This is a genomic window from Geodermatophilus sp. SYSU D00710 (assembly GCF_054050195.1).
On the sequence record NZ_JBJGYX010000023.1, the window covers coordinates 1 to 20,550 of the forward strand.

The window sequence follows — 20,550 nt, forward strand, 5'->3', positions numbered from 1 at the left end:
GAGGAGAGGATCCGCACGGCCACCGACCGTGCCGTCGCCCTGGCCGCCTGCCTGGTCGAGACCACGGTCCTCACGGGCCGGACCCTCGAGGCGCTGGCGGTCCGGGCGGAGGCGGGGGGGGGGCCCCCCCCGGCCCCCCCGCCCCCCCCCCCCCCCACGCGGCCGCCCCCCCCCCCCCCCCCCCCCCCCCCCCCCCCCCACCCCCCCCCCCCCCCCCCCCCCCCCCCCCCCCCCCCCCCCCCCCCCCCCCCCCCGCGGATCGGACACGGCCTGCCGGCGCCGCGGCGGCCGGCGGCTGTTCCGGGGTGCTCAGCGTGGCGCCGGACCTGCCCCGGACGCGCCGCTGCACCACCGCCCGCGGGCTGCCTCACCGTGGGGAGTGCGCTCCAGCGGGGTGGGGCCGCCTCTCACCCCGGGCGTAGGGGGCGCCGGGGTCAGCCGTCCTCGACCGCCGTGCAGCGCACCAGCAGCAGGTGCTCGGGGTGCACCGGCGGGACCTGCAGGCCGGCGACGGCCAGGCCGCGGCCGGTGAGCACGACGCCGGCCTCACCGGCGTCGGCCTCGCCGGCGCACCACGGCGGCAGGCCGGGCCAGGCGCCGCCGGTGTCGGTGCCCGGGGGCTGCAGCCGCACGCGGTAGCGGCGGTCGGGGTCCAGTCCCGGCAGGCGGGCGGGCCCCGGCGGCCAGGTCACCGAGCGGCCGACGGCGACCAGCGCGAAGAGGGCGTCCCCGCCGTCGGCCGCCACGACCCCGTGCACCTGCACGGCGGGGTCGGGGTGATCGCCGTTGACCACGGTGCCGCGGTGCAGCAGCGGGCGGAGCTCCTTGTGCAGCGCGATCCACGCGGCCAGCTCCTCGCGGTCCTCGGGTGAGGCACCGGCGAGGTCCCACTCGGCACCCATGTGCCCCCACAGCGCAGTGCCGGCGCGGAAGGACAGGTCGTGGGTGCGGCCGGTGGTGTGCGAGCGCGGCGGCCCGACGTGGGTGCCGACCAGCTCCGGCGGCAGCAGCAGCTGCGTGTACCGCTGGATGCCCTGCCGCTCGAGCGCGTCGTTGGTGTCCGACGCCCACACCCGGTCGGTGCGCTGCAGGATCCCCAGGTCCACCCGACCGCCGCCGGAGGCGCAGGACTCGATCTCCAGGCCCGGGTTGGCCGCCCGCAGCTCGTCGAGCAGCCGGTAGGTGGCACGGGTCTGCCCGTGCACCCCCGGCTCGCCGCCGGGGGTGTGCCCGGCGTCGACGAGGTAGCGGTTGTGGTCCCACTTCAGGTAGGCGATGGCGTACTCGTCGAGCAGCGCCTGCAGGTGGGAGCGGACGTGCTCGTAGGCGCCCGCGTGGGTCAGGTCGAGCACGTGCTGGTTGCGGGAGGGGTCGCCGACCCGCCCGCCGGCGCTGAACAGCCACTCCGGGTGCGCGCGGGCCAGCTCGGAGTCCAGGTTGACCATCTCCGGCTCCACCCACAGCCCGAACTCCATGCCCAGCTCGTGCACCCGGTCGACCAGCGGGTGCAGGCCCTCGGGCCAGACGTCGGCCGAGACGCGCCAGTCCCCCAGCCCGGAGGTGTCGTCCCGGCGGGAGCCGAACCAGCCGTCGTCGAGGACGAAGCGCTCGATGCCCAGCCGGGCCGCGATCTCCGCGAGCTCGGTGAGCCGGCCGAGGTCGTGGTCGAAGTACACCGCCTCCCAGGTGTTGAGCGTCACCGGCCGCGGCCGGGCGGGGTGGGTCGGCCGGGCCCGCAACCACGCGTGGAACCGGCCGGCGACCTCGTCCAGACCCTGCCCGTGGGAGGCGTACAGCCACGGGGAGGTGTAGGTGGCCCCGGCCGCCAGCTCGACCTCGCCCGGCAGCAGCAGCTCGCCGGCGCCGAGCACGCGCGCCCCGTTGTGCAGCCGTTCGGCGTAGTGCACCTGGTTGCCCGACCAGCCCAGGTGCACCGCCCACACCTCGCCCGCGCGGAACGAGAAGCCGGGGGTGCCGGCGCAGAGCAGGTGCACCGCGTCGAGCCCGGTGCGGCCGTTGCGCACCTCCCGGGAGTGCAGGCCCGCGGTGAAGGGGGTGCGCTGCGGTACCCGCTCGAGGGTGTGCCGGCCGGTGAAGTCCAGCAGCTCGCCGGCCTGCGGCGGCACCGGCAGGACCAGCCGCAGGGCGTCGAGGCGGAACGGCTCGCCGCCGGCCGCGCGGTCGCCCTCGGCCGTGTTCGTCACCGCGGCCCGGGCCCGCAGCAGGCCGGAGGCGGTGAGCTCGAGCTCGAGCACCACCTCCAGCCGGGCGACCGGGTCGTCCGCGCGGGCCACGAGCCGGGTGGTCCCCTCGGCGGTGACGGCGACCTCCCGGGAGCGGAGCCGCAGCGCCGGTGACCAGTCCCGGCCGGCGCGCGAGCCCTCCAGGCCGGGCCGGCCGACCCAGCCGCTCGCGTGCTCGGGCAGCAGGGTCAGCCGGCGCACCACGTCGGTCGGGTGGTCCCCCACCGACGGCGCCGCGGCCCGCGCCAGCCCGGCGAGGGCGTCGGCGGGGAGGTCCCCCAGGTCGGCGCCCCAGTACACGACCTGGGGCAGCAGACCACCGACCGGGTCCAGGGCCAGCACGACGCTGGTCCCGGCGGTCCGCCAGTGGACCAGCCGGTCGGCATCGCCGGACGGGCCGGGCAGCGACGGTCCGGTCGGCGCCGGGTCGGTGCTCTGGCGTTCGGTCGCCGCCTCGGAGGCCGTGGGCGGTGTCGGGGCGCCGTGGGACGTGCTGGTCAGGGTGGTCTCCGGGGTTCGGGCGATCGGGCCCGGCCCGATGCGGGACGGTCCGCGGGGCGGGCGGGCCGGCGGTCGGTGGACGGGTCCGGGACCGGACCTCCGGTGTCCCATGATGACGTCCTGCCGGGGACCCGCTGCACCCCGTGCGAGCCCGCCCGTCATCCCATCCCTCCCGGGTGAGTCGGCAGCGCCGATCCGGCGGGACGGTGTCGGCCATGGACGCAGCAGTGCGCACGTCGATGACGCGGACGACGACCTCTCGCGGGAGCGGCTCCACCAGCTCGCGGTGGCACCGGGACGCGGCGCGCTTCCTCGCCGGGTGCATCGGTACGGGAGCCGTGCTCGGGGTCGCGGTGGAGGCGGTCCGGAGACCGCACGAGTGAGCCGGCGGGCGCCGGCCTCCGCTGACCGGCGTCAGAACGCGCCCAGGGCACGCGCCGCGTCCACGACGCGGTCGCGGTCGGGGACGGCGAGCTTGCCCAGGAGCCGGCGCACGCGGCCGCGGACGGTGTTGGTCGAGATCGACATGGCGGCGGCGATCTGTCCCGTCGACCTCCCGGCGGCGAGGTGCCGCAGCGTCTCGAGGTCACGCTCACTCAGGGTCGGCGTCGCGACGGCGCGGACCGCACCGGCGCCGCTCGAGGGGTGCTGCATCGCTGTGCCTCGCTCCGTCCGGTCCGGCCGCGGCACGGGAGTGCGCGACCGGGCTCCTGGATCCGGTTCCGCTCCGGCAGGTCGGCGCGGCCTGCGCCGCCCGCTGCCGGTGCGCGCGACGATAGGGAGGCGACCGGGCCCCCGCTTCAGCGATCCGGACGGTGTACTTGCTGTTTTCGGACAGCGCTGGGGGGACCGGTGGACCGCCTCGTCCGCTACGCCGCGTTGACGGGCTTCCCGGAGGTGGCCCGCTCGTGCGGCCTCGACCCGGAGCGGTCGATGGCGGGCGTGGGCCTGGACATCGGCGGTCTGGCGATGCAGGACGAGTGGATCCCCGCCGTGCGGGTCGCCCGGCTGCTGGAGTCGGCCGCGGCCGAGTCCGGCCGCGAGGACTTCGGCGTCCGGATGGCGGGGACGCGCCGGCTGTCGACGCTGGGCCCGATCAGCGTGGTGCTCCGGGAGGAGCCCGACCTGCGCAGCGCCCTGGACCTGCTGATCCGCTACGAGCACGTCTTCAACCCGATCCTCGACCTGCGCCTGGTCGAGCACGACGGCCTGGCCACGGTGCAGACGTGGCTGGAGTTCGGTGAGCCCGTCCCGGCCCGCCAGGCGCTCGACCTCACCGTGGCCGGCCTGGTCGGGGTCGTCCGCGCGCTGGTCGGTGCCGACTGGCAGCCGCTGACGACCTGCTTCGCCCACCGGGCACCGGCCGACCGCGGCCCGTTCCACGAGGTCTTCGGCCCCGGGCTGCGGTTCGAGCAGGCGTTCACCGGTGTGGTCTTCCCCGCGCGCGACCTCGACGCCGCGACGGTGACCTCCGACCCGGTGCTGCGGCCCTACACCCAGCCGCTGCTCGAGTCGATCGCCTCCCCCCGCGCGGTGACCGCGGTCGACCGGGTCCGGGCACTGGTCGACCTGACCCTGCCGCTGGGTCGGTGCTCGATGACCCAGATCAGCCGCACCCTCGGCGTCCAGCCGCGCACCGTGCACCGGCACCTCGCCGAGGCCGGCGAGAGCTTCACCGGCATCGTGCAGGCCACCCGCGCCCGGCACGCCGAGCGCTACCTCGCCAACGACGGCTACTCGCTGACCGAGGTCTCCCGGCTGCTCGGCTTCGCCGCCCCCAGCACCTTCTCCACCTGGTTCCGCCGGCAGTTCGGCACCACGGCCAGCGAGTGGCGCAGCCGGTCCCGGGCCGACGCCACGTCCGGGTCCCGTGGGTGACCGCGCCATCCCCGGCCGCGGGTGGGGCCCGCCCGGCCTTCCCGCGGATCGTCTTCACCCTGTCCTTCGCGCTGCTGCTGTCGGACTTCATGTGCCGGCAGGTCCTGGCGGCCGTCTTCCCCCAGCTCAAGGCGGAGTGGGGGCTGTCGGACACCCGGATCGCCGCGCTGAGCAGCGTCGTGCCGCTGACCGTGGCCGTGCTGACCGTGCCCCTGTCGGTGCTGGCCGACCGGCTCGGCCGCCGCCGGGCCGTCACCGCCATGGCCGCCGGGTGGAGTCTGGCCACCCTGGGCTCGGCCCTCGCCGCGGACTACGGGCAGCTGCTCGCCGCGCGAGCGCTGGTCGGGGTCGGGGAGGCCGCGTACGCCAGCGTCGGCCTCGCCCTCGTCCTCGCCCTGTTCCCGGCCGACCGCCGCGCGACGCTGGCCGGGGCCTTCACCGCCGGCGCCTCCTTCGGCGCCGTGCTCGGCATCGCGCTCGGCGGCGCCCTGGCCGCCCGGTTCGGTTGGCGGTGGTCGGTGGCGGCCATGGCGGCGATCGGGTTCGTCCTCGTCGCGCTGTACCACCGGCTGGTCACCGACGAGCAGCTGGCCCGGCACGAGCAGGTCGACGGGGCGTCCGGCGCGCCCGCGGGCACCACGGGTCGGCGGGTGCGGCTGTCGGCCCTGGTCTCCCCGCCGGCGGTCGTCTGCGCCTACGTCGGCAACGGCCTGCAGCTCCTCGTCGCCGGGGCGCTGCTGACGTGGCTGCCCAGCTACCTGGAGCGCACGTACCGGGTGCCGCTGGGAGCCGCCGCCGGGCTGGCCGCGGCCCTCGTCCTGGTCATGGGCATCGGCATGATCGGCTGCGGGGTGCTCGCCGACCGGCTGGCCCGCGCCGCACCGCGGCGCACGTGGACGACCGCCCTCGTCTGCTCCGCGTCGTCGCTGGTCCTGCTCGGCGTCGCCTTCTCCCTCCCGCCGGGGCCGGCACAGCTGGCCCTGCTCGCCGCCGGGGCCCTCACCACCGCCGGCACCACCGGCCCGGCCGGCGCGCTGGTCGTGTCCCTGACCGCCGCCTCCGTCCGGGCCGGCGCGCTCGGCGTGCTCGCTCTGGCCGGCAACCTGCTCGGCCTGACCGCCGGTCCCCTGGTCGTCGGGGTGCTCGCCGACCGGATCGGCCTGGCCGAGGCGCTGCGATGGGTATCGGTCGTGTCCCTCGCCGCCGTGGCCGTCTTCGCGATCGGCCGCCGCGCGGCGCCGGACGGCACCACTCCACCGGCAGCGGCCCCGGACCCGGCTCGTCCGACCGTTCGGGTCCCCGTCCTCCGGCGGCGACGGCGGGGAGTCGGCAAGATGGACACCGGACGGTGCACGGAGCGGCCGTGAGGGGGTCGGTGTGGAACCCGAGGACCCGGGGCGCAGGGCGGCAGAACGCGCCGCGACGGCCGCCCGCCGGACGCGGGAGCTCTCCGAGCGGCTCGCCCGTCTGACCGCCGGGGAACCGCCGGACGCCGAGGACGTCCAGGAGGCCCGGGCGCAGGCCGCGCTCGCCGCCGAGCACGCCCGCGAGTCGGCCGAGCGCGCGCGCCTGGGCCACGAGCGCGCGGCCCGCTCGCACGAGCGGACGGCGGAGGTGCACGAGTCGGCCGCGCGGGCCGGCGTCGGCGACGTCGCCGGCCACCGCAGCCGGGCGGAGGGCCACCGTTCCGCGGCCGATGAGGACAGGCACGCCGCCGAGGAGGACGCGGCGGACACCCGGCACGGGGAGGAGGTGCCCGGTGGCCCTGCCTGAGCCCGGACCGGCTCTGCCGCCGGCCTCCGTCGACGAGGTCCTCGCCCTGCTCGCCGACCTCGACGTCCGCGACGAGGAGCTGCAGGTCGTCTCCGAGGAGCTGCGCGCCCAGCAGGAGCAGATCGCCTCCCTGCTGGCCCGCCACGAGAGCGAGCTCCGCTGGCGCAGCCACCTCGCCGCCCTCGTGCCGCTGGGACTGGCGCTCACCGACGGCAACGGCAAGCTGCTCGAGGTCAACCCCGCGCTGGCCACGACCCTGGGCGTGGGCTTCGGCCGGCTGCACGGCAAGCCCCTGTCGGTCTTCCTGGCGCCGGCGGACACCGCCGCCTTCCGCACCGCCCTGCGCCGGCTCGCCGCGGCGGACAGCGGCGAGCAGCACCTGACGGTCACGGTCCGGCCGCGCACCGGGCCGGAGGTGCGGTCGGAGCTGTTCGGCTTCCCCGAGCGGTCCGCTGCCGCCCCGTCCGCCGCGCGGGTGCAGTGGGTGGTCGCGCCGGCCGCTCCGGAGCCGGGGCCGGACGACGCGGGCGAGCCGGGTGCGGCCGACGTCCTGGGCCTGGCCGCCGCGTTCTCCCAGCTCTCGGCGCTGCCGGTCGCCGAACCCGACCGGCAGCGGATGCTCGGCCGGATGGCCACCCTCGTGCGCAGCGCGGTCCCCGGCGCCGACTGGGTCAGTGTCGCCCTCGGCTCTCCGCTGGACCCCCAGCGGCTGGGCAGCGACTCGGCGGAGGCCCAGGACTTCGACGGCCGGCAGGTCCAGGTCCAGGAGGGCCCCTGCCTGGACGCACACGCCACCGGGCGGCCGGTGACCACCCCGGACGTGAGCGCCGACGAGCGCTGGCCGCGGTTGGCCGCGGCCTCCGGCTCCGCCGCCGTGCGCAGCGTCCTCGCCGTCCCCGTCCTGGACGGCGACGAGAGCATCGGCGTCATCAACATCTACGGGGCCCGGCCGCACGCCTTCGGGCCCGCGAACCGGCGCATCGGCGAGCTGGCGGCCGCCGCGGCGACCGGGGTGCTGCAGAGCGTGGGCGAGCGGGAGTCGCTGCGCACCCTCGCCGCCCACCTGGAGCGCGCGCTCACCTCCCGGGCCGTCATCGACCAGGCCAAGGGGGTGATGATGGCCCGCCTGGGCGTGGACGCCGACGAGGCGTTCGCCCGGCTGGTGACCCTGAGCTCCCACCTCAACGTGAAGCTGCGCGACCTGGCGCGGCTCGTCGTCGAGGGCGACCGGGACGTGATCGCCCGGATCAGCGCTCGCTCGGGTCCATCACGATGACCGCGCCGCCGCGCTCGCCGGTCCGCTGGAAGAAGGCGCTGACGGTGACCCGCACGTGGACCGGCCGGCCCCGCCGGTTGACGCCGTCGAGTTCGACGGTGTCGTGCGAGGGACCCTGCTCGGCCACCTGACGGCGCAGCAGCGGGTGCAGCTGCGACACCGGCAGGCCGATGTCGAGGTTGAGCAGGTGCTGGCCCCTCACCTCGTCCTGGCGGATCCCCCAGAGGTCCTCGGCGGCGGCGTTCCAGGCCAGCACGCGCAGCGCCGGGTCGACCACGGCCACCCCGGCGCGGAAGCTGCCGAGGACGCCGGCCATGAACTCGTTGAGCGCGGTCACCTCGTCGGTGCTGCCCCGCAGCTCCTCGTTGGTCGCGTGGAGCTCGTCGTTCATCGACTGGAGCTCCTCGTTCATGGTCTCGAGCTCCTCGTTGGTCGACTGGAGCTCCTCGTTGGTGGTCTCGAGCTCCTCGACCGTGGACTGGAGCTCCTCGTTGGTGGTCTCGAGCTCCTCGTTGGTCGACTGCAGTTCCTCGTAGGCGGTCTCGAGCTGCCGGTTGGCGTACTCCAGTTCGGTCTGCAGCCTCCGGTACTGCGTCACGTCGACGAAGATGATCGTGGTGCCCAGCAGGGCGCCGCCCTCGCCGTACAGGGGGCGGACCTGGACGTCGAAGACGGTGACCTCCTGTCCCGGCCGCCGGCGCTCGACCCCGCGCAGCCAGACCGGCCGGCGCTCGGCCACCGCCTCGGCGATCGCGCCGCGCAGCTCGACCGGGCGGTAGGAGCTCTCGAGGTCCTGGAACGGGCGGCCGACGTCCCGGTCCTCGACGCCGAGCACGTGCTCGGCCTGGCGGTTGACCATCGCCACCCGCCCGTCGGCGTCGAGCGCGAGCTGGGCGGTCGGCGCCGAGAGCATGACCTCCTGCCGCAGCCGGGACAGGCTGCGCTCGTCGAACGGCGGCGCGTCGGCCGACTGTGCGGGGACCGCCGGCCGCTCCGGCGCCGGTCGCGTGCTCCGCTTGCGGAAGAACCGGCGGGTGAGGTCGACCGGGACGAAGAGCTGGTTGTGCGACAGCAGCATCTCCGCCTTGCCGAGGAACAGGACCCCCGACGGGTTGAGCGCGAAGTGCAGCCGGCCGAGGATCCGGCTCTGGGTCTCGGCGTTGAAGTACATGAGCGTGTTGCGGCACAGCAGCAGGTCGACGTGCGAGATCGGGGCGTCCTGCACCAGGTCGTTGCGGCCGAAGATCACCGACCGGCGCAGGTCCTTGCGGAAGGTGTACCGGGCGCCGTCGGCCTGGAAGTACGCCTCGACCTGCTCCGGGGTCAGCCCGACCAGCTCCCGCTCGGTGAACGAGGCCTGCCGGGCCTGGGCCAGCGCCTCCTCGTCGACGTCGGTGGCGTAGATCTTCACCCGCTGCCGGAACTCGTCGGCACCGAGGACGTCGGCGAGCAGGATCGCGAGGCTGTAGGCCTCCTGCCCGGACGCGCAGCCGGCGCTCCACACCCGGATCGTCGGCCCCGCCGCGGCCAGGACCTCGGGGAGGACGTCGTCGCGCAGGTGCTCCCAGGACGCGGCGTCGCGGAAGAAGCTCGTGACGTTGATCAGCACCGTGTTGAACAGCGGCGTGAACTCGTCGGGGTGGACCTCCAGGTAGTCCTGGTAGTCGCTCACCGACGAGATGCCCACGTCGGCCATCCGCCGGCGCACGCGGCGGACGAGGCTGGGCCGCTTGTAGCCGGTGAAGTCGAACCCGCGCTGCTCGCGCAGGTAGACCAGCAGGGCCTCGAAGTCGGGGTCGACGTCTCCCCCGCGGTCCGCCGGCGCCTCGTCGGCCGGCAGGTCGTCCCCGTCCTCGACGCCGTTCTCGACGTCGTCGGGCCCGGGCTGCTGGTGGGTCACCGGGTCACTGCTCCCCCGCCTGCTCGGGCACGGCGGTGCCCTCGAGCTCGCCGCCGCGCAGCAGGCGACGGATCAGCAGGGCGGCGGCGTGCGCCTCGTCGTGGCGCCGGGAGAACGTGTCCGCGGTGTGCGCGTGCCCGCGCCGGCGGGCCCGGTCCCTCATGCGCAGGCTCAGCGCCGCCCGCTCCTCGAGCCCGCGCAGTGCCATCCACAGCGCCCCCTCCAGGGCCTCCGACTGCTCGGCGGCCAACGCCTCCGGCGACCAGGCGTGGCCCACGCGGCACCGGTACCGCTCCAGGCCGCCCTCGGTGATCGTGAACAGGGCGCCGTTGCAGGACGGGCAGCCGAAGCCCGACGGGACGCCGGGCCGGTCGTCGTCGTTCAGCGCGGCGGCGTCGAACTCCGCCATCGCCGCCTCCTTGTCCATCAGCTCGGTCACGGCCGGGGGGTCCACCACGACCTCCTCGGTCACCAGGTCGAGGAGCAGGGGGCCCATCTTCGCCGCCGGGGCCACGTGGTCGACGGCGGCCTCCTCGATGGCGTGGGCGGGCATGCTCGGGTAGAGCGCGTCCTCGGGGTCCTGGGCCACGCACACGCCGCCGCGCTCGCGGACGGCGATCGTCCCCGCCGTCCCGTCGTCGAGCGCCCCGGACAGGACGACCGCCACCACGCGCGGGCCGGCGGCCCGGGCCGCGGAGCGGAACAGCGCGTCCACGGCCGGGCGGTGGCCGTTCTCCCGCGGTCCGCGCGAGAGCATCAGGCGGTCCTCCACGACCAGCAGGTGGTGGTCGGGAACGGCGACCGTGACCGCGCCCGACCGCAGCGGGGCTCCGTCGACCGCCCGGTGGACCGGCAGCGGGCAGACCCGGCCGAGGATCTCCGGCAGCGCACTGCGTCCGGTCGACGGGATGTGCAGCACCACCAGCACCGCCGCCGGGAAGTCCACCGGCAGGGTGCCGAGCAGGGTGCGCAGTGCCTCGACGCCACCCGCCGAGGCGCCGACCACCACGAGATCACGTCGCGCCACGACCGGACTCCGTCTCCGCACCGGACCCCTCGCGAGGTCCTGCGAGCACCGTAGTGCCCCCGTCGGCTGCCGCCCCGCTCAGTGGCTGCGCCACGGCTCGGGGCCACGGACGTCGCCGGTCCGCTGGGCCGCCCGCGCCTGCTTCCGGACGTCGCGGGCATCGGCGCGGGCACGGGCGCACCGCTGGAACAGCACCGTCAGCCGGCTCGTCTGGGCACGGGTCCGCAGCACCGCGGTGGCGGTCCGGCCCAGCCCGGGATCGTCCCCGGCGAGCAGGGCGTCCAGGACGGGGGCGTCCACCGGCACGGTGTCCTCGGGCCACATCCGCAGACCGACGTCGCGGAGGGCCTCGTCGGCGACCACCGCGAGGTACCGGTCCTCCTGCTCCGGCCACGCGGCCCCGGCGAGACGGGCGTCGAACTGGAACCGCGACCGGTCGCCACCCATCGCCAGGTACCGGCACCAGAGCTCACCGGCGCTCAGGCCGCTGAGCCGGCAGGCCAGCGACAGGTCATCGGGTGCCACCATGCCGCTCCGATCCCCCCCTACGGGCAGTTCCCGAGCCCCTCCAGACTAGGTCCGGCGGCGCGGCTGAGCACCTCCGTGCATGCGCCCGCTCCGGCTGGGTACCGCGGATCGGACGGAGCTGGAACAGACGGGTCCGCCGGCGTGCACCCGCCTGCGCGCGGACCGACCCGCGCCCCAGCGGAGCCCGACACGGAGGACGGGGCGCATGGGTGTGAGCGTGTGGGCGCGCCGACCCCCGCCACGAACGACCCCCGACGGCGGGACGGCGTGGCAGCAGCAGCCGGCCGACCTCGCCGCCCTCGCGGGGTTGCGGCGCGGACTGCGCGCGGTCCTGCGCAGCGGTGGGCTGCCCCGCGGCGCCGACGACGGTGAGCGGCTGCTGCTGGTCGTCGAGGAGCTGGCCTCCAACGCCCTGCGGCACGGCTGCCCCCCGGTGCACGTGGCCGTCACCGCCGCTCCCCTCGGCTGGCTGGTGGCCGTCGACGACGCCGCCACCGGCCGGTCGCCGGTGCCGGCGCTCGACCGCGATCCGGAACACGGCGGCATGGGCCTGTCCGTGGTCGCCCACCTCTGCGGGTCGCACGGCTGGGACGTCGCGGGGGACCACAAGAGCGTGTGGGCCCGGGTGCCCTACCTCGAGCTGCTGCCCGAGGAGAGGATCCGCACGGCCACCGACCGTGCCGTCGCCCTGGCCGCCTGCCTGGTCGAGACCACGGTCCTCACGGGCCGGACCCTCGAGGCGCTGGCGGTCCGGGCGGAGGCGGCTGGCCGCACCGACGCGGCCAGGAGGTACCGGGCCCGTGCGGCGCGTGCGCGGGAGGAGGCGCAGCGGGCCCGGGCGGTGGTCGAGGCGGCCGCGGGAGCACCCGGGCAGCACGCCGGCTGACGCGCCGTCCCACCCCGTCGCGTCCCGGCCACGGGACGCCGACGAGCGCCCAGCCGGCACCGTGCAGGACCTGCTCGCCCGCGGCCGTCGTGCTGCCGACACGGGCGACACCCCGTACCGGCCCTTGTCGACGGCCTCCGCCGGGGGAACCCTGACTGCATGGAGGGTCCCGAGGAGCGGCCCGCCCCCGAGCAGGCGCACGGTGGCGAGGCGCCCGGTGGCGACGCGCCCGGTTCCGCCCGGGACGCCTCCGAGCGCCTCCGGCGGGACGTGCGAGAGCTCCAGGAGCGGCTGCGCCGAGGCGCTCAGGCGGTCGCCGCCACCGAGGGCCGCATCGCCGCCACGCTCCTCGAGATGGCCGATCGGGCACTGCGGGAGACCCGGCTCGAGGACGCGCAGCGACTGCTACGCCAGGCCGCGGCGGCGTTCCGGGGTGCGGAGCACGAGCGGCTGCGGGCGGAACGCTGGCCGGCGGCCACCGCCCCCGACGCGGAACCGGCGGGTGCCCCGAGCCGGCCGCCCGCCGACGACCGGGCACGGGAGGACGAGGCCCGGGACCGCGACCGGGCCGCCCGTGATCGGGACGACGCGGCCGAGCGCCGGGAGCAGGACGCTCGCCGGCGCGACGAGGAGGCCACCGGACGCGACCACCGCGCCGACCTGCGCGGCGAGGAGGCCGACCGCAGGGAGGTCGCCGCCGCCGAGCGCCGTGCCGGACGAGCGAGCCGCGCGGCACCTCCCGGGGCAGGTGGTGAACAGCGAGCCGTCGACGCCGAGGTCGAGGCGAGCCACCGGGCGTGGACCGAGGCCGACCGAGCGCAGGCCGCGGCCGACCGGGCGGCCGACGCAGCCGACCGCCGTGCCGCGGAGGACGATCGTGCGGCGGCGGCCCGGGACCGCGCGGCCGCCCGGGCCGACCGCCGCCGCGCCGCCGGCGACCGCGCCGCCGCCCGGGCCGACCGCGACGGGTCCCCCGACGCCGGACCGGCAGACCGGTCGTAGCCGCGCCGCGCCGAGGACGCGCGCCGCTGTGTCAGGGACCTGACACAGGAGTACCGTCGATCGGGTGGGAACGCCGACCGCTCCCGACCGGCGCCCGGGCTTCTCCGTCGTCGTCCTGGCCGCCAGTCTCGGCGGTCCGCGGGCGCTGCGCACCGTCGTGTCGGGGTTGCCGGCCGACTTCCCCGTACCGGTCCTGGTGGTGCAGCACCGCGGTCCCGGCCACCCGGACCTGCTGACCGACCTGCTGCGCGCCCGGGCGGACCTCCCGGTGCGGACCGCCACACCGGGTCCGCTGGTCCCCGGGGTGACGGTCCTGCCGGCGGGGACCACCGCCGACCTGGCCGCGGACGGGCTGCTGACGCTGCGGTCCCACCCGACGGCGACGGCTGCGGACGCGCTCCTCCTCGGTGCGGCCGCCGCGTTCGGCCCGCGCGTGCTGGCCGTGGTACTGACCGGCCGGTTGTCCGACGGGGCCGCAGGCGTCCGCGCGGTGCGGCGGGTGGGCGGGCGGGTGCTGGTCCAGGACCCCGAGGACGCCGAGGCGCCGGGCATGCCCAGCGCGGCACTGGCCACCGGCTGCGTCGAGCACGCCCTGCCGCTGCCGCTCGTCGCCCCCGCGCTGGTGGCGTACACGATGGCACCGGGCGCGGCAGACCTGCTCGCCGTCCCCGTACCGCCGTGGGCCCGGCTGCCCCCCCCCGCTCGTGCCGGCCTGACCCCGGTCCTCCGGGAGTAGCCTGATCGCCCCGGAGACGACGGGAGCACCGCCCGACCGATCGGGAGGCGGCCCGTGCCGACCGACAGCACCGCACCGGATCCGCGGCGCAACGTCCTGCTCGGCCTCCTGCCCGCGGACGAGTTCCGCAGGCTGGAGCCGCTCCTCGAGGTCGTCCCGCTCGACGTCCGCGACGAGGTGTACGAGGCCGGGAAGTTCATCGAGCACGTCTGGTTCCCCGTCGACGCCGTCCTGTCGGTGGTCGCCACCGTCGAGGGCGAGGCGACGATCGAGGTCGCCACGGTCGGGTTCGAGGGGATGTCGGGCCTGTCGGCGTTCCTGGGGACCGCCGAGAGCCCACACGACTGCTTCTGCCAGGTCGCCGGCACCGCCGCGCGCCTGGCGACCGGCGACCTGCGCCGGTTCCTCACCTCCGACGGCGCGCTGCACGACCTGCTGCACCGCTACACGCAGGCGACGATGGTGCAGCTGGCGCAGAACGTCGCCTGCAACCGCCTGCACACCACCGAGGAGCGCTGCGCCCGGTGGCTGCTGCAGACCCGCGACCGGGTGGGTGCCGACGAGTTCAGCCTCACCCAGGAGTTCCTGGCCCAGATGCTGGGCGTGCGCCGCGGCACGGTGTCCCTCACCGCCGGGGTGCTGCAGCAGGCCGGGGTCATCCGCTACGCCCGCGGGCGGATCACCGTCGTCGACGCCGACGCCCTGCACGACGCGGCGTGCGAGTGCTACGACGTCATCCAGGCCGAGTACCGGCGCCTCACCGCGGCTCCCGGGCCCTGACCGCCGCCGCCGCACCGGCCCCACCCGCGTGGACTCCTGGCCGGTCGGGAACCGGCGCGACCGATGAGATCGGCTGCGTCCGCCGGTCGGAGCTCCCGGACCGAGCCGTGGACCGGGAGGACGCATGCGGAAGATCGTCGTGCAGATGATGCTGTCACTGGACGGCTACTCCGAGGGGCCCGATCACGACCTGAGCTGGCACCGCGTCGACGAGGACCTGCACGCGCACTTCAACGAGCACCTCGCGACCATGAGCGCCTTCCTCGAGGGCCGGGTCACCTACGAGCTGATGGAGGCGTTCTGGCCGACCGCCGACCAGGACCCGGACAACCCGCCCACCATGCGGCAGTTCGCCGGCATCTGGCGGGCGGTGCCGAAGATCGTCTTCTCCCGCACGCTGCAGGAGGTCGGCCCCAACGCCTCACTGCGGGCAGCGGTGGACCCCGAGGAGATCCGCGCACTCGAGCAGCAGCCCGGCGGGGACATGACGCTCGGCGGGGTCGACCTGGTCGAGACCTTCCGCCGGCTGGACCTCGTCGACGAGTACCGGCTCTACGTCAACCCGGTCGTCGTCGGCCGCGGCCGGCGGCTGTTCGAGACCGCCGACCACCCGACCGACCTGGAGCTGGTGGAGACCCGGCCCTTCGGCAACGGTGTCGTCCTGCTGCGCTACGCGGTCCGACGCGCGTAGGTGTCCCCGAGTGCCACCACGAGCGCGGCAGCCACCCCACCGCCGTCGCGGCGGTCCGCTCCGGGCGCCTCGGCGCTCCTGACCGGCTGCCGCTCACGGGAGGGCGCCGACCCGCGAGCTGCGCACGACGTCGAGGCTCAGCGCCGCGCCGGCGCCCGCCACGAGCCCGCCGAGCAGGAACGGGACGAGGAAACCACCCGTCGTCTCGGCGAGCCAGCCACCGAGCGGCGGGCCGGCGAGCTGCGCCAGGCCGAAGGCCAGGGTGCAGCGGCCGAAGGCGCCCGCGAACTCCCGCGGGGTCAGGGAGTCCGACAGGCGGGCGGCGATGACGGCCGGCAGCCCGGACATCGTCAGCCCGAACAGCAGCGCCGACGCCGACGCGAGGGGTTCCACGCCCAAGGGCACGAGCAGGATCGCCGCGGCCATGAGGAGGTAGCCGCCGACCAGCGTGGGACCGCGCCCCCACCGGTCCGACAGCGGCCCCAGGACGACCCCGCCGGCGACCAGCCCGACGCCGACGAGGGTGTACACCGCCGAGGCGTGGCCGGGCGAGAAGCCGGCGTCGTCCTCCAGCGCGGTGACCAGGTAGCTGGTGTAGACGGAGTAGGCCAGGCCGTAGGCGGCGTACCCGCCGGTCAGGCCGATCCACCCGGGGACCCGCCGCAGCGCGCCGGTGCGCACGGGGACGTCGTCGTCACGGTGCCGGGCCGGGCGGAGGAGCAGCAGGCACAGCACGAGGGCGAGGACGGCGATCGCCGTCTCCACCAGGTACACCGTGCGCCAGGAGGCGTCTCCGCCGGCGGCCTGCAGGGACCAGGTGAGGGCGCTGGCGAGGACGATGCCGCCGCCGATGCCCGAGCCGGCGACGCCGATCGCCGCCCCGCGGCGGGCGGGCCGGACGACGGAGCCGGCCAGGCCGGGCGCCGGCACCCAGATGAAGGCGCCGCCCACGCCGGTCAGCGTGAGCCCGGCCGCCAGGGTCCCGGCGCCCTCGGCCCGGGTGAGCAGCGCCAGCCCCAGCGCGCTGCAGGCCAGCCCGGCCTTGATGAGCGCCGCCGGCCGCGCGCGGCGCGACAGCGCGCTGACCGCCACGGTGCCGAGCAGGTAGGCGGTGACGTTGGCCGTGGCGACCAGCCCGGCGAGCGCGTAGGACCCGAGCAGGTCGCGGTTGATCGCCGGCAGGAGCAGGGCGTAGGAGAACCGGCCGAAGGCCTGCGCGACGGCGGAGGCGAGCGCCACGAGCAGGACGAGCCCCAGCGGACGCACCGGCACGCCGCCACCTCCGCACCCGTCGACGGACGACGCCCCAGCGGCGCCGCGCCGAGTCCACCACGCGCCACGCGGGAGACGTCGAGCGCTCCCCGTCCGCGAGCGGTGTCCGACCTGTCGACCCTCGAGGACCTCGAGTCGCTCGTGCCCCGGCGCGGCCGAGCCTTCCCCCGACCCGCCGCCGGCGGGAGGATCTCGACCGTCGTCCCGGCCTCCGCCGGGCTCCGCGGCCAGCGCACGTCACGTGGGAGGGACGGCCAGTGGCGGTCTGGGACGTCACACGCCTGCCGGAGAGGGACCAGTTCGACTACTGGCACGAGGTCATCTGCCAGGCGTTCGTCCCGCTGACCCCGCGCCGCGAGGGGAGCGGTCCGGGGTTCGCCGCCACGGTGGAGACCCGGCCACTGGTCGAGGTCAACCGCGCGCGCATCTTCTCCCAGCCGCAGGCCACCGACCACGGACCGCGCGAGGTCGCGGCGACCGACGGTGAGTTCTACTTCGTGAACCTCCAGCTCGCCGGGCGGTGCCACACCCGCCAGGGCGGCGAGGAGTCGGTCGTCGAGCCCGGGCAGTTCGTCGTCGTGGACACCACCGAGCCGTACCACTTCGACTTCGACACCGAGTGGCAGATGCTGTCGTTCCGGATCCCGCACCAGCAGCTGCGGTCACGGCTGGCCGGCCGGCGGCCACGGACGGGTGTGGGTCTGGACGGCACGGGCGCCGGCGGGGCGGTCACCGCCCTCATGACGGCGCTGTGGCAGGTGGGCGAGGCCGGCGAGCGGACGACCCTGCGGGACCTGGAGCAGGCCCTGGCGTCGGCGGTCGCCGCGGCCACGGCAGCTCCCGCCGGGAGCCCGGGCGCCATCGACCGCACCGCCCTGCGGGCTGCCGTGGTGCAGCACGTGCGGGACCACCTGACCGACCGCAGCCTGTCGGTGACCACCGTCTGCCGGCACTTCGCCATCTCCCCCCGGACCCTGCACAACGTCTTCGCCGGGTCCGAGGACTCCTTCGCCGCCACGGTGCGCGCCCACCGCCTCGACCGCTGCGCCGACCTGCTCGCCGATCCGGGGGTCTCCCGGACGGTCACCGACATCGCCGCGGCGCACGGCTTCGACGACCCCACCTCGTTCAGCCGCGCCTTCCGCCGCCGCTTCGGCGCCAGTCCCCGGGACGTGCGCCGGTCGGCCACGACCGGCCCGCGGACGTCGCACGCCACCACGCGCTGAACGGCCGGTCGGGAGGCGGGCCGACGGCGTCCCGGCCACGCTCCGCGGGGTGCACGAACTGCACGGGATCCGTGCACCCGGAGCCAGGACGGCCCGGGCGAGCGGGGCGACCCTGGCCGGTGCCCCGGGCACCGCCGGGTCCGTCAGCGAGGAGCACCGCGATGACCGTGTCGTTCACCCTCACCCCCGAGCAGGAGCAGCTCAAGGCGGTCGCCCGCCGGTTCGCCGAGGAGCACCTGCGCGACCTCGCCGCCGCCGTGCGGGCGGAGCCGGACCCGCTCACCCGGGCGGTGCTCGCCCGACCGGTCTTCGAGAAGGCGGTCACCGCCGGCTTCCTCAGAGGTCTGATCCCGGTGCCGTTCGGAGGTACGGCCTCCAGCGGGGTCGACGCGGCGATCTTCATCGAGGAGTGGGCCACCCGCAGCCCGGACTTCGTCATCTCGATGGCCGGCCCGCTGATCGCCCTGGCACCGGTGTACGAGGCGGGGACCCCGGAGCAGATCGAGCGGTTCGTCGCACCCTTCCTCGTCGACCACGGCGCGCCCGTCGCCGCGATGGCCTACAGCGAGCCGGGAGGGAGTGCGAACTTCGACGCTCCCGCCCCCGCTGAGGGCACCCGCACCACCGCCGAGCTCGACGGCGACGAGTGGGTGGTCAACGGGCGCAAGGCATGGGCGTCGCACCTGTCCGGGTGGGACGGCGACGGCCCCGACGTCATGACGATCGTCTGCCGCACCCCGGGCGGCATCTCCCTCGTCGTCGCCGAGCGGGCGCAGCTGGCCGGCCGGATCGAGGTGGAGGAGCACTACGACCTGGTGGGCCTGCGCGGCTGCCTGACCTCCCGGATCAGGCTGCACGACGTGCGGGTCCCGCGCGGCAACCTCATCGGCGCCGAGGGCCAGGGGGTCGCGCTGACCCGGAGCGCGTTCCTCGGCAGTGGCGCCTCGATCGGCACGTTCGCGGTCGCGGCCATGCGCGCGGCCTTCGACGTCGCCCATCGCTTCGCCCTCACCGAGAAGCGGGGCGGCGCGGTGCCGATCATCGAGCACCAGGCCGTCGCCGACGTGCTCGCCGACGCCAAGGGCAGGATCGAGGCGGTGCGCCTGCTGAGCTGGCGGGCGCTGGACGCCGTGCTGTCGCAACACCCCTCCGCGCTGGAGCTGGCCCTGCACGCCAAGGTCCTCGGTTCCGAGACCGGCGTCGCGGTCATCAACGACCTGGTCAAGATCGTCGGCGTCTCGGCGTACGACCGCAGCTTCCCGCTCATGGACCTCCTCGCCGACGCGTTGGCCTACCCGATCATCGAGGGCAGCAACACCGGGGTCCGGCGTCGCCAACTGCACGGCCTCCTCCGCCGGCCCGACTACGACCCGCTGGCGGCGTCCGGCATGGCGTGAGGCCGCCCCACGGTGGTGGAGACGGTGGCCGGCCCGGACCGCCACTGGCCGCCGGTACCGGGGACGGGCTACCGTGACGGACGGGTCGAAACACCCGGCCCGATTCGTGCGCGCTCAGCCGTCGTGAGCCCGGCGATCGGGGCCGGCTGCCGTGGCGCGCATCCGAGTCCAGGACGTGCCGTGACGACGACCTCCCTCTCCTCACCGGAACCGGCCGTGGCCGGGCTGCTGGTGACCCTCGACCTCCCGACCCGGCGGGTCGTGGTGACCGGTGAGCTGGACCGGGCGACCTGCCGGCACCTGACCGCGGCGTGTCCGGCGCTGGCCGCCGCCGCCGCGCCGGCCTGGGTCCTGGACGTGACCGGGCTGACCTTCTGCGACGCCTCCGGGCTGCGGGCGCTGGCCGACGTCCGGCGTGCCGCCGCGGACGCCGGTGCCACGGTGGTCGTGATCGGTGCGCGCCCGTTCGTGCGAGGGGTGCTGACGCTGGCCGGGCTGGGCGACGTGCTGACGCCGGTCGCGCGGACCACCCCGGCGCCCGCCGGCCGCCGTACGGGCCGGACCCCCGCCGCGCCTGCGGCAGCTCCGGACGGCTCCGCGGCCCGCCCGGCGCGTCCTCCCCGGACCGGAGCGCTCCCAGGAGGGCGGCATGCCTCCGGTCGGGCCTGACGCGGTCACGGGGCCGGACGGGCCGAGGGGCTCGGAGGGTCCGGAGCGGCTGGCGGCCACGCTGGTGCAGATGGCCGGCCTGGTGCTGTCGCAGGAGACGGTCCGGTCGGCGGTGGAGCTGGTCACCGCGCTGGCGTCGGCGACCGCGCCGGGCACCGACGGGGCGGCGGTCACCGTCGTCGACGAGCACGGCACCCGCACGATGGCCGCGACGAGCGAGCTGGCCACGCAGGCCGACGCCCTGCAGTACTCCCTCGACGAGGGCCCGTGCCTGACCGCCTGGCGCACCGGGCAGCTCGTGCGCATCGACGACGTCGCCGGCGACCGGCGCTGGCCGGGATGGAGCGAGCAGGCCACCCGGCTGGGCGTCCGGTCGGCGTTGAGCGCCCCGCTGGTCACCGACGGGACGTCGATCGGCGCGATCAAGCTGTACGGGCTGCAGCCGGGCCGGTTCGACGAGCACGACGAACAGGTGATGACGCTGTTCGCCCGGCAGGCGGCCATCCTGCTGGCCGCCACCCGGGACCTGTCCGGCGCCCGGGAGCTCGGTCGCCGGCTGACCGACGCCCTGGCCGGCCGGGACGTGGTCAGCCAGGCCATCGGCGTGCTGCTGGCCCGCGGCGCGCCGGACCGGGAGGTCGCCTTCGCCCGGCTGGCCGCCGCCGCCGAGGGCACCGGCCGTCCGGTGCACGACATCGCCCGGGACCTCCTCGCCGCGCTCCCCCGCGGCGTCGGCGAACCGCCGACGTCCTGAGTCGACGGGCG

19 protein-coding genes are annotated in these 20,550 nt (G+C 76.4%); 13 read left to right on the plus strand and 6 right to left on the minus strand.

Going from position 1 to position 20,550, the window contains the following annotated elements:
* Positions 1 to 434 precede the first annotated feature (434 nt).
* Both ACI78U_RS12425 and ACI78U_RS12430 read right to left on the minus strand, forming a co-directional pair.
* Positions 435 to 2,585: an alpha-galactosidase gene (locus ACI78U_RS12425; protein ID WP_456875625.1), complete on the minus strand. Its 2,151-nt coding sequence runs from the start codon at positions 2,583 to 2,585 to the stop codon at positions 435 to 437.
* 573 nt (positions 2,586 to 3,158) lie between these two features.
* Positions 3,159 to 3,398, minus strand: a complete 240-nt coding sequence (locus ACI78U_RS12430) for a response regulator transcription factor (RefSeq protein ID WP_456875626.1) — start codon at positions 3,396 to 3,398, stop codon at positions 3,159 to 3,161.
* Between the two features lie 198 nt (positions 3,399 to 3,596).
* Here ACI78U_RS12430 and ACI78U_RS12435 point away from each other — a divergent pair, with 198 nt between their 5' ends.
* From ACI78U_RS12435 to ACI78U_RS12450, 4 genes are read left to right on the plus strand one after another with little or no spacing between them, the layout of a single operon-like run.
* A complete protein-coding gene (locus ACI78U_RS12435; protein WP_456875627.1) occupies positions 3,597 to 4,622 on the plus strand; it encodes an AraC family transcriptional regulator in 1,026 nt (341 codons plus the stop codon).
* Complete coding sequence (locus ACI78U_RS12440; protein ID WP_456875628.1) at positions 4,619 to 5,989, plus strand: MFS transporter; 1,371 nt, start codon at positions 4,619 to 4,621, stop codon at positions 5,987 to 5,989. The genes ACI78U_RS12435 and ACI78U_RS12440 overlap by 4 nt, the downstream gene beginning before the upstream one ends.
* A 10-nt stretch (positions 5,990 to 5,999) precedes the next feature.
* Complete coding sequence (locus ACI78U_RS12445; RefSeq protein WP_456875629.1) at positions 6,000 to 6,395, plus strand: hypothetical protein; 396 nt, start codon at positions 6,000 to 6,002, stop codon at positions 6,393 to 6,395.
* The gene (locus ACI78U_RS12450) at positions 6,382 to 7,671 is read left to right on the plus strand and encodes an ANTAR domain-containing protein (RefSeq protein WP_456875630.1); all 1,290 of its coding nucleotides are present in this window, start codon (positions 6,382 to 6,384) and stop codon (positions 7,669 to 7,671) included. The genes ACI78U_RS12445 and ACI78U_RS12450 overlap by 14 nt, the downstream gene beginning before the upstream one ends.
* On the opposite strand, the gene ACI78U_RS12455 is transcribed toward ACI78U_RS12450, so the two are convergent.
* The 3 genes from ACI78U_RS12455 to ACI78U_RS12465 form a co-directional block, all read right to left on the minus strand.
* Positions 7,643 to 9,571: a CheR family methyltransferase gene (locus ACI78U_RS12455; RefSeq protein ID WP_456875631.1), complete on the minus strand. Its 1,929-nt coding sequence runs from the start codon at positions 9,569 to 9,571 to the stop codon at positions 7,643 to 7,645. The two genes, ACI78U_RS12450 and ACI78U_RS12455, sit on opposite strands and share 29 nt — an antisense overlap.
* 4 nt (positions 9,572 to 9,575) lie before the next feature.
* Positions 9,576 to 10,598, minus strand: coding sequence for a chemotaxis protein CheB (locus ACI78U_RS12460; RefSeq protein ID WP_456875632.1), 1,023 nt, complete (start codon positions 10,596 to 10,598; stop codon positions 9,576 to 9,578).
* A gap of 78 nt (positions 10,599 to 10,676) precedes the next feature.
* Positions 10,677 to 11,126 (minus strand): hypothetical protein, encoded by a 450-nt coding sequence (locus tag ACI78U_RS12465; protein ID WP_456875633.1) that lies wholly within the window; start codon positions 11,124 to 11,126, stop codon positions 10,677 to 10,679.
* 205 nt (positions 11,127 to 11,331) lie between these two features.
* Here ACI78U_RS12465 and ACI78U_RS12470 point away from each other — a divergent pair, with 205 nt between their 5' ends.
* The 5 genes from ACI78U_RS12470 (at position 11,332) to ACI78U_RS12490 (ending at position 15,221) form a co-directional block, all read left to right on the plus strand.
* On the plus strand, positions 11,332 to 12,012 hold the full coding sequence (locus ACI78U_RS12470; protein ID WP_456875634.1) for an ATP-binding protein: 681 nt from the start codon (positions 11,332 to 11,334) through the stop codon (positions 12,010 to 12,012).
* 159 nt (positions 12,013 to 12,171) lie between these two features.
* Positions 12,172 to 13,014 (plus strand): hypothetical protein, encoded by an 843-nt coding sequence (locus ACI78U_RS12475; protein WP_456875635.1) that lies wholly within the window; start codon positions 12,172 to 12,174, stop codon positions 13,012 to 13,014.
* A gap of 64 nt (positions 13,015 to 13,078) precedes the next feature.
* Positions 13,079 to 13,750, plus strand: coding sequence for a chemotaxis protein CheB (locus ACI78U_RS12480; protein ID WP_456875636.1), 672 nt, complete (start codon positions 13,079 to 13,081; stop codon positions 13,748 to 13,750).
* Between the two features lie 54 nt (positions 13,751 to 13,804).
* Entirely contained in the window at positions 13,805 to 14,530 is a 726-nt protein-coding gene (locus ACI78U_RS12485) for a Crp/Fnr family transcriptional regulator (RefSeq protein ID WP_456875637.1), read from the plus strand.
* 124 nt (positions 14,531 to 14,654) lie between these two features.
* The gene (locus tag ACI78U_RS12490) at positions 14,655 to 15,221 is read left to right on the plus strand and encodes a dihydrofolate reductase family protein (protein ID WP_456875638.1); all 567 of its coding nucleotides are present in this window, start codon (positions 14,655 to 14,657) and stop codon (positions 15,219 to 15,221) included.
* Positions 15,222 to 15,314: 93 nt separating this feature from the next.
* On the opposite strand, the gene ACI78U_RS12495 is transcribed toward ACI78U_RS12490, so the two are convergent.
* The gene (locus tag ACI78U_RS12495) at positions 15,315 to 16,493 is read right to left on the minus strand and encodes an MFS transporter (protein ID WP_456875639.1); all 1,179 of its coding nucleotides are present in this window, start codon (positions 16,491 to 16,493) and stop codon (positions 15,315 to 15,317) included.
* A gap of 257 nt (positions 16,494 to 16,750) precedes the next feature.
* On the opposite strand from ACI78U_RS12495, the gene ACI78U_RS12500 reads away from it, so the two are divergent.
* From ACI78U_RS12500 to ACI78U_RS12515, 4 genes are all read left to right on the plus strand, one after another.
* Complete coding sequence (locus ACI78U_RS12500; protein WP_456875640.1) at positions 16,751 to 17,719, plus strand: AraC-like ligand-binding domain-containing protein; 969 nt, start codon at positions 16,751 to 16,753, stop codon at positions 17,717 to 17,719.
* A gap of 161 nt (positions 17,720 to 17,880) precedes the next feature.
* Positions 17,881 to 19,116, plus strand: coding sequence for an acyl-CoA dehydrogenase family protein (locus tag ACI78U_RS12505; protein WP_456875641.1), 1,236 nt, complete (start codon positions 17,881 to 17,883; stop codon positions 19,114 to 19,116).
* A gap of 180 nt (positions 19,117 to 19,296) precedes the next feature.
* Complete coding sequence (locus ACI78U_RS12510) at positions 19,297 to 19,785, plus strand: STAS domain-containing protein (RefSeq protein ID WP_456875642.1); 489 nt, start codon at positions 19,297 to 19,299, stop codon at positions 19,783 to 19,785.
* Positions 19,766 to 20,539: a GAF domain-containing protein gene (locus ACI78U_RS12515; protein ID WP_456875643.1), complete on the plus strand. Its 774-nt coding sequence runs from the start codon at positions 19,766 to 19,768 to the stop codon at positions 20,537 to 20,539. Before ACI78U_RS12510 ends, ACI78U_RS12515 begins: the two co-directional genes overlap by 20 nt.
* Positions 20,540 to 20,550: the final 11 nt, after the last annotated feature.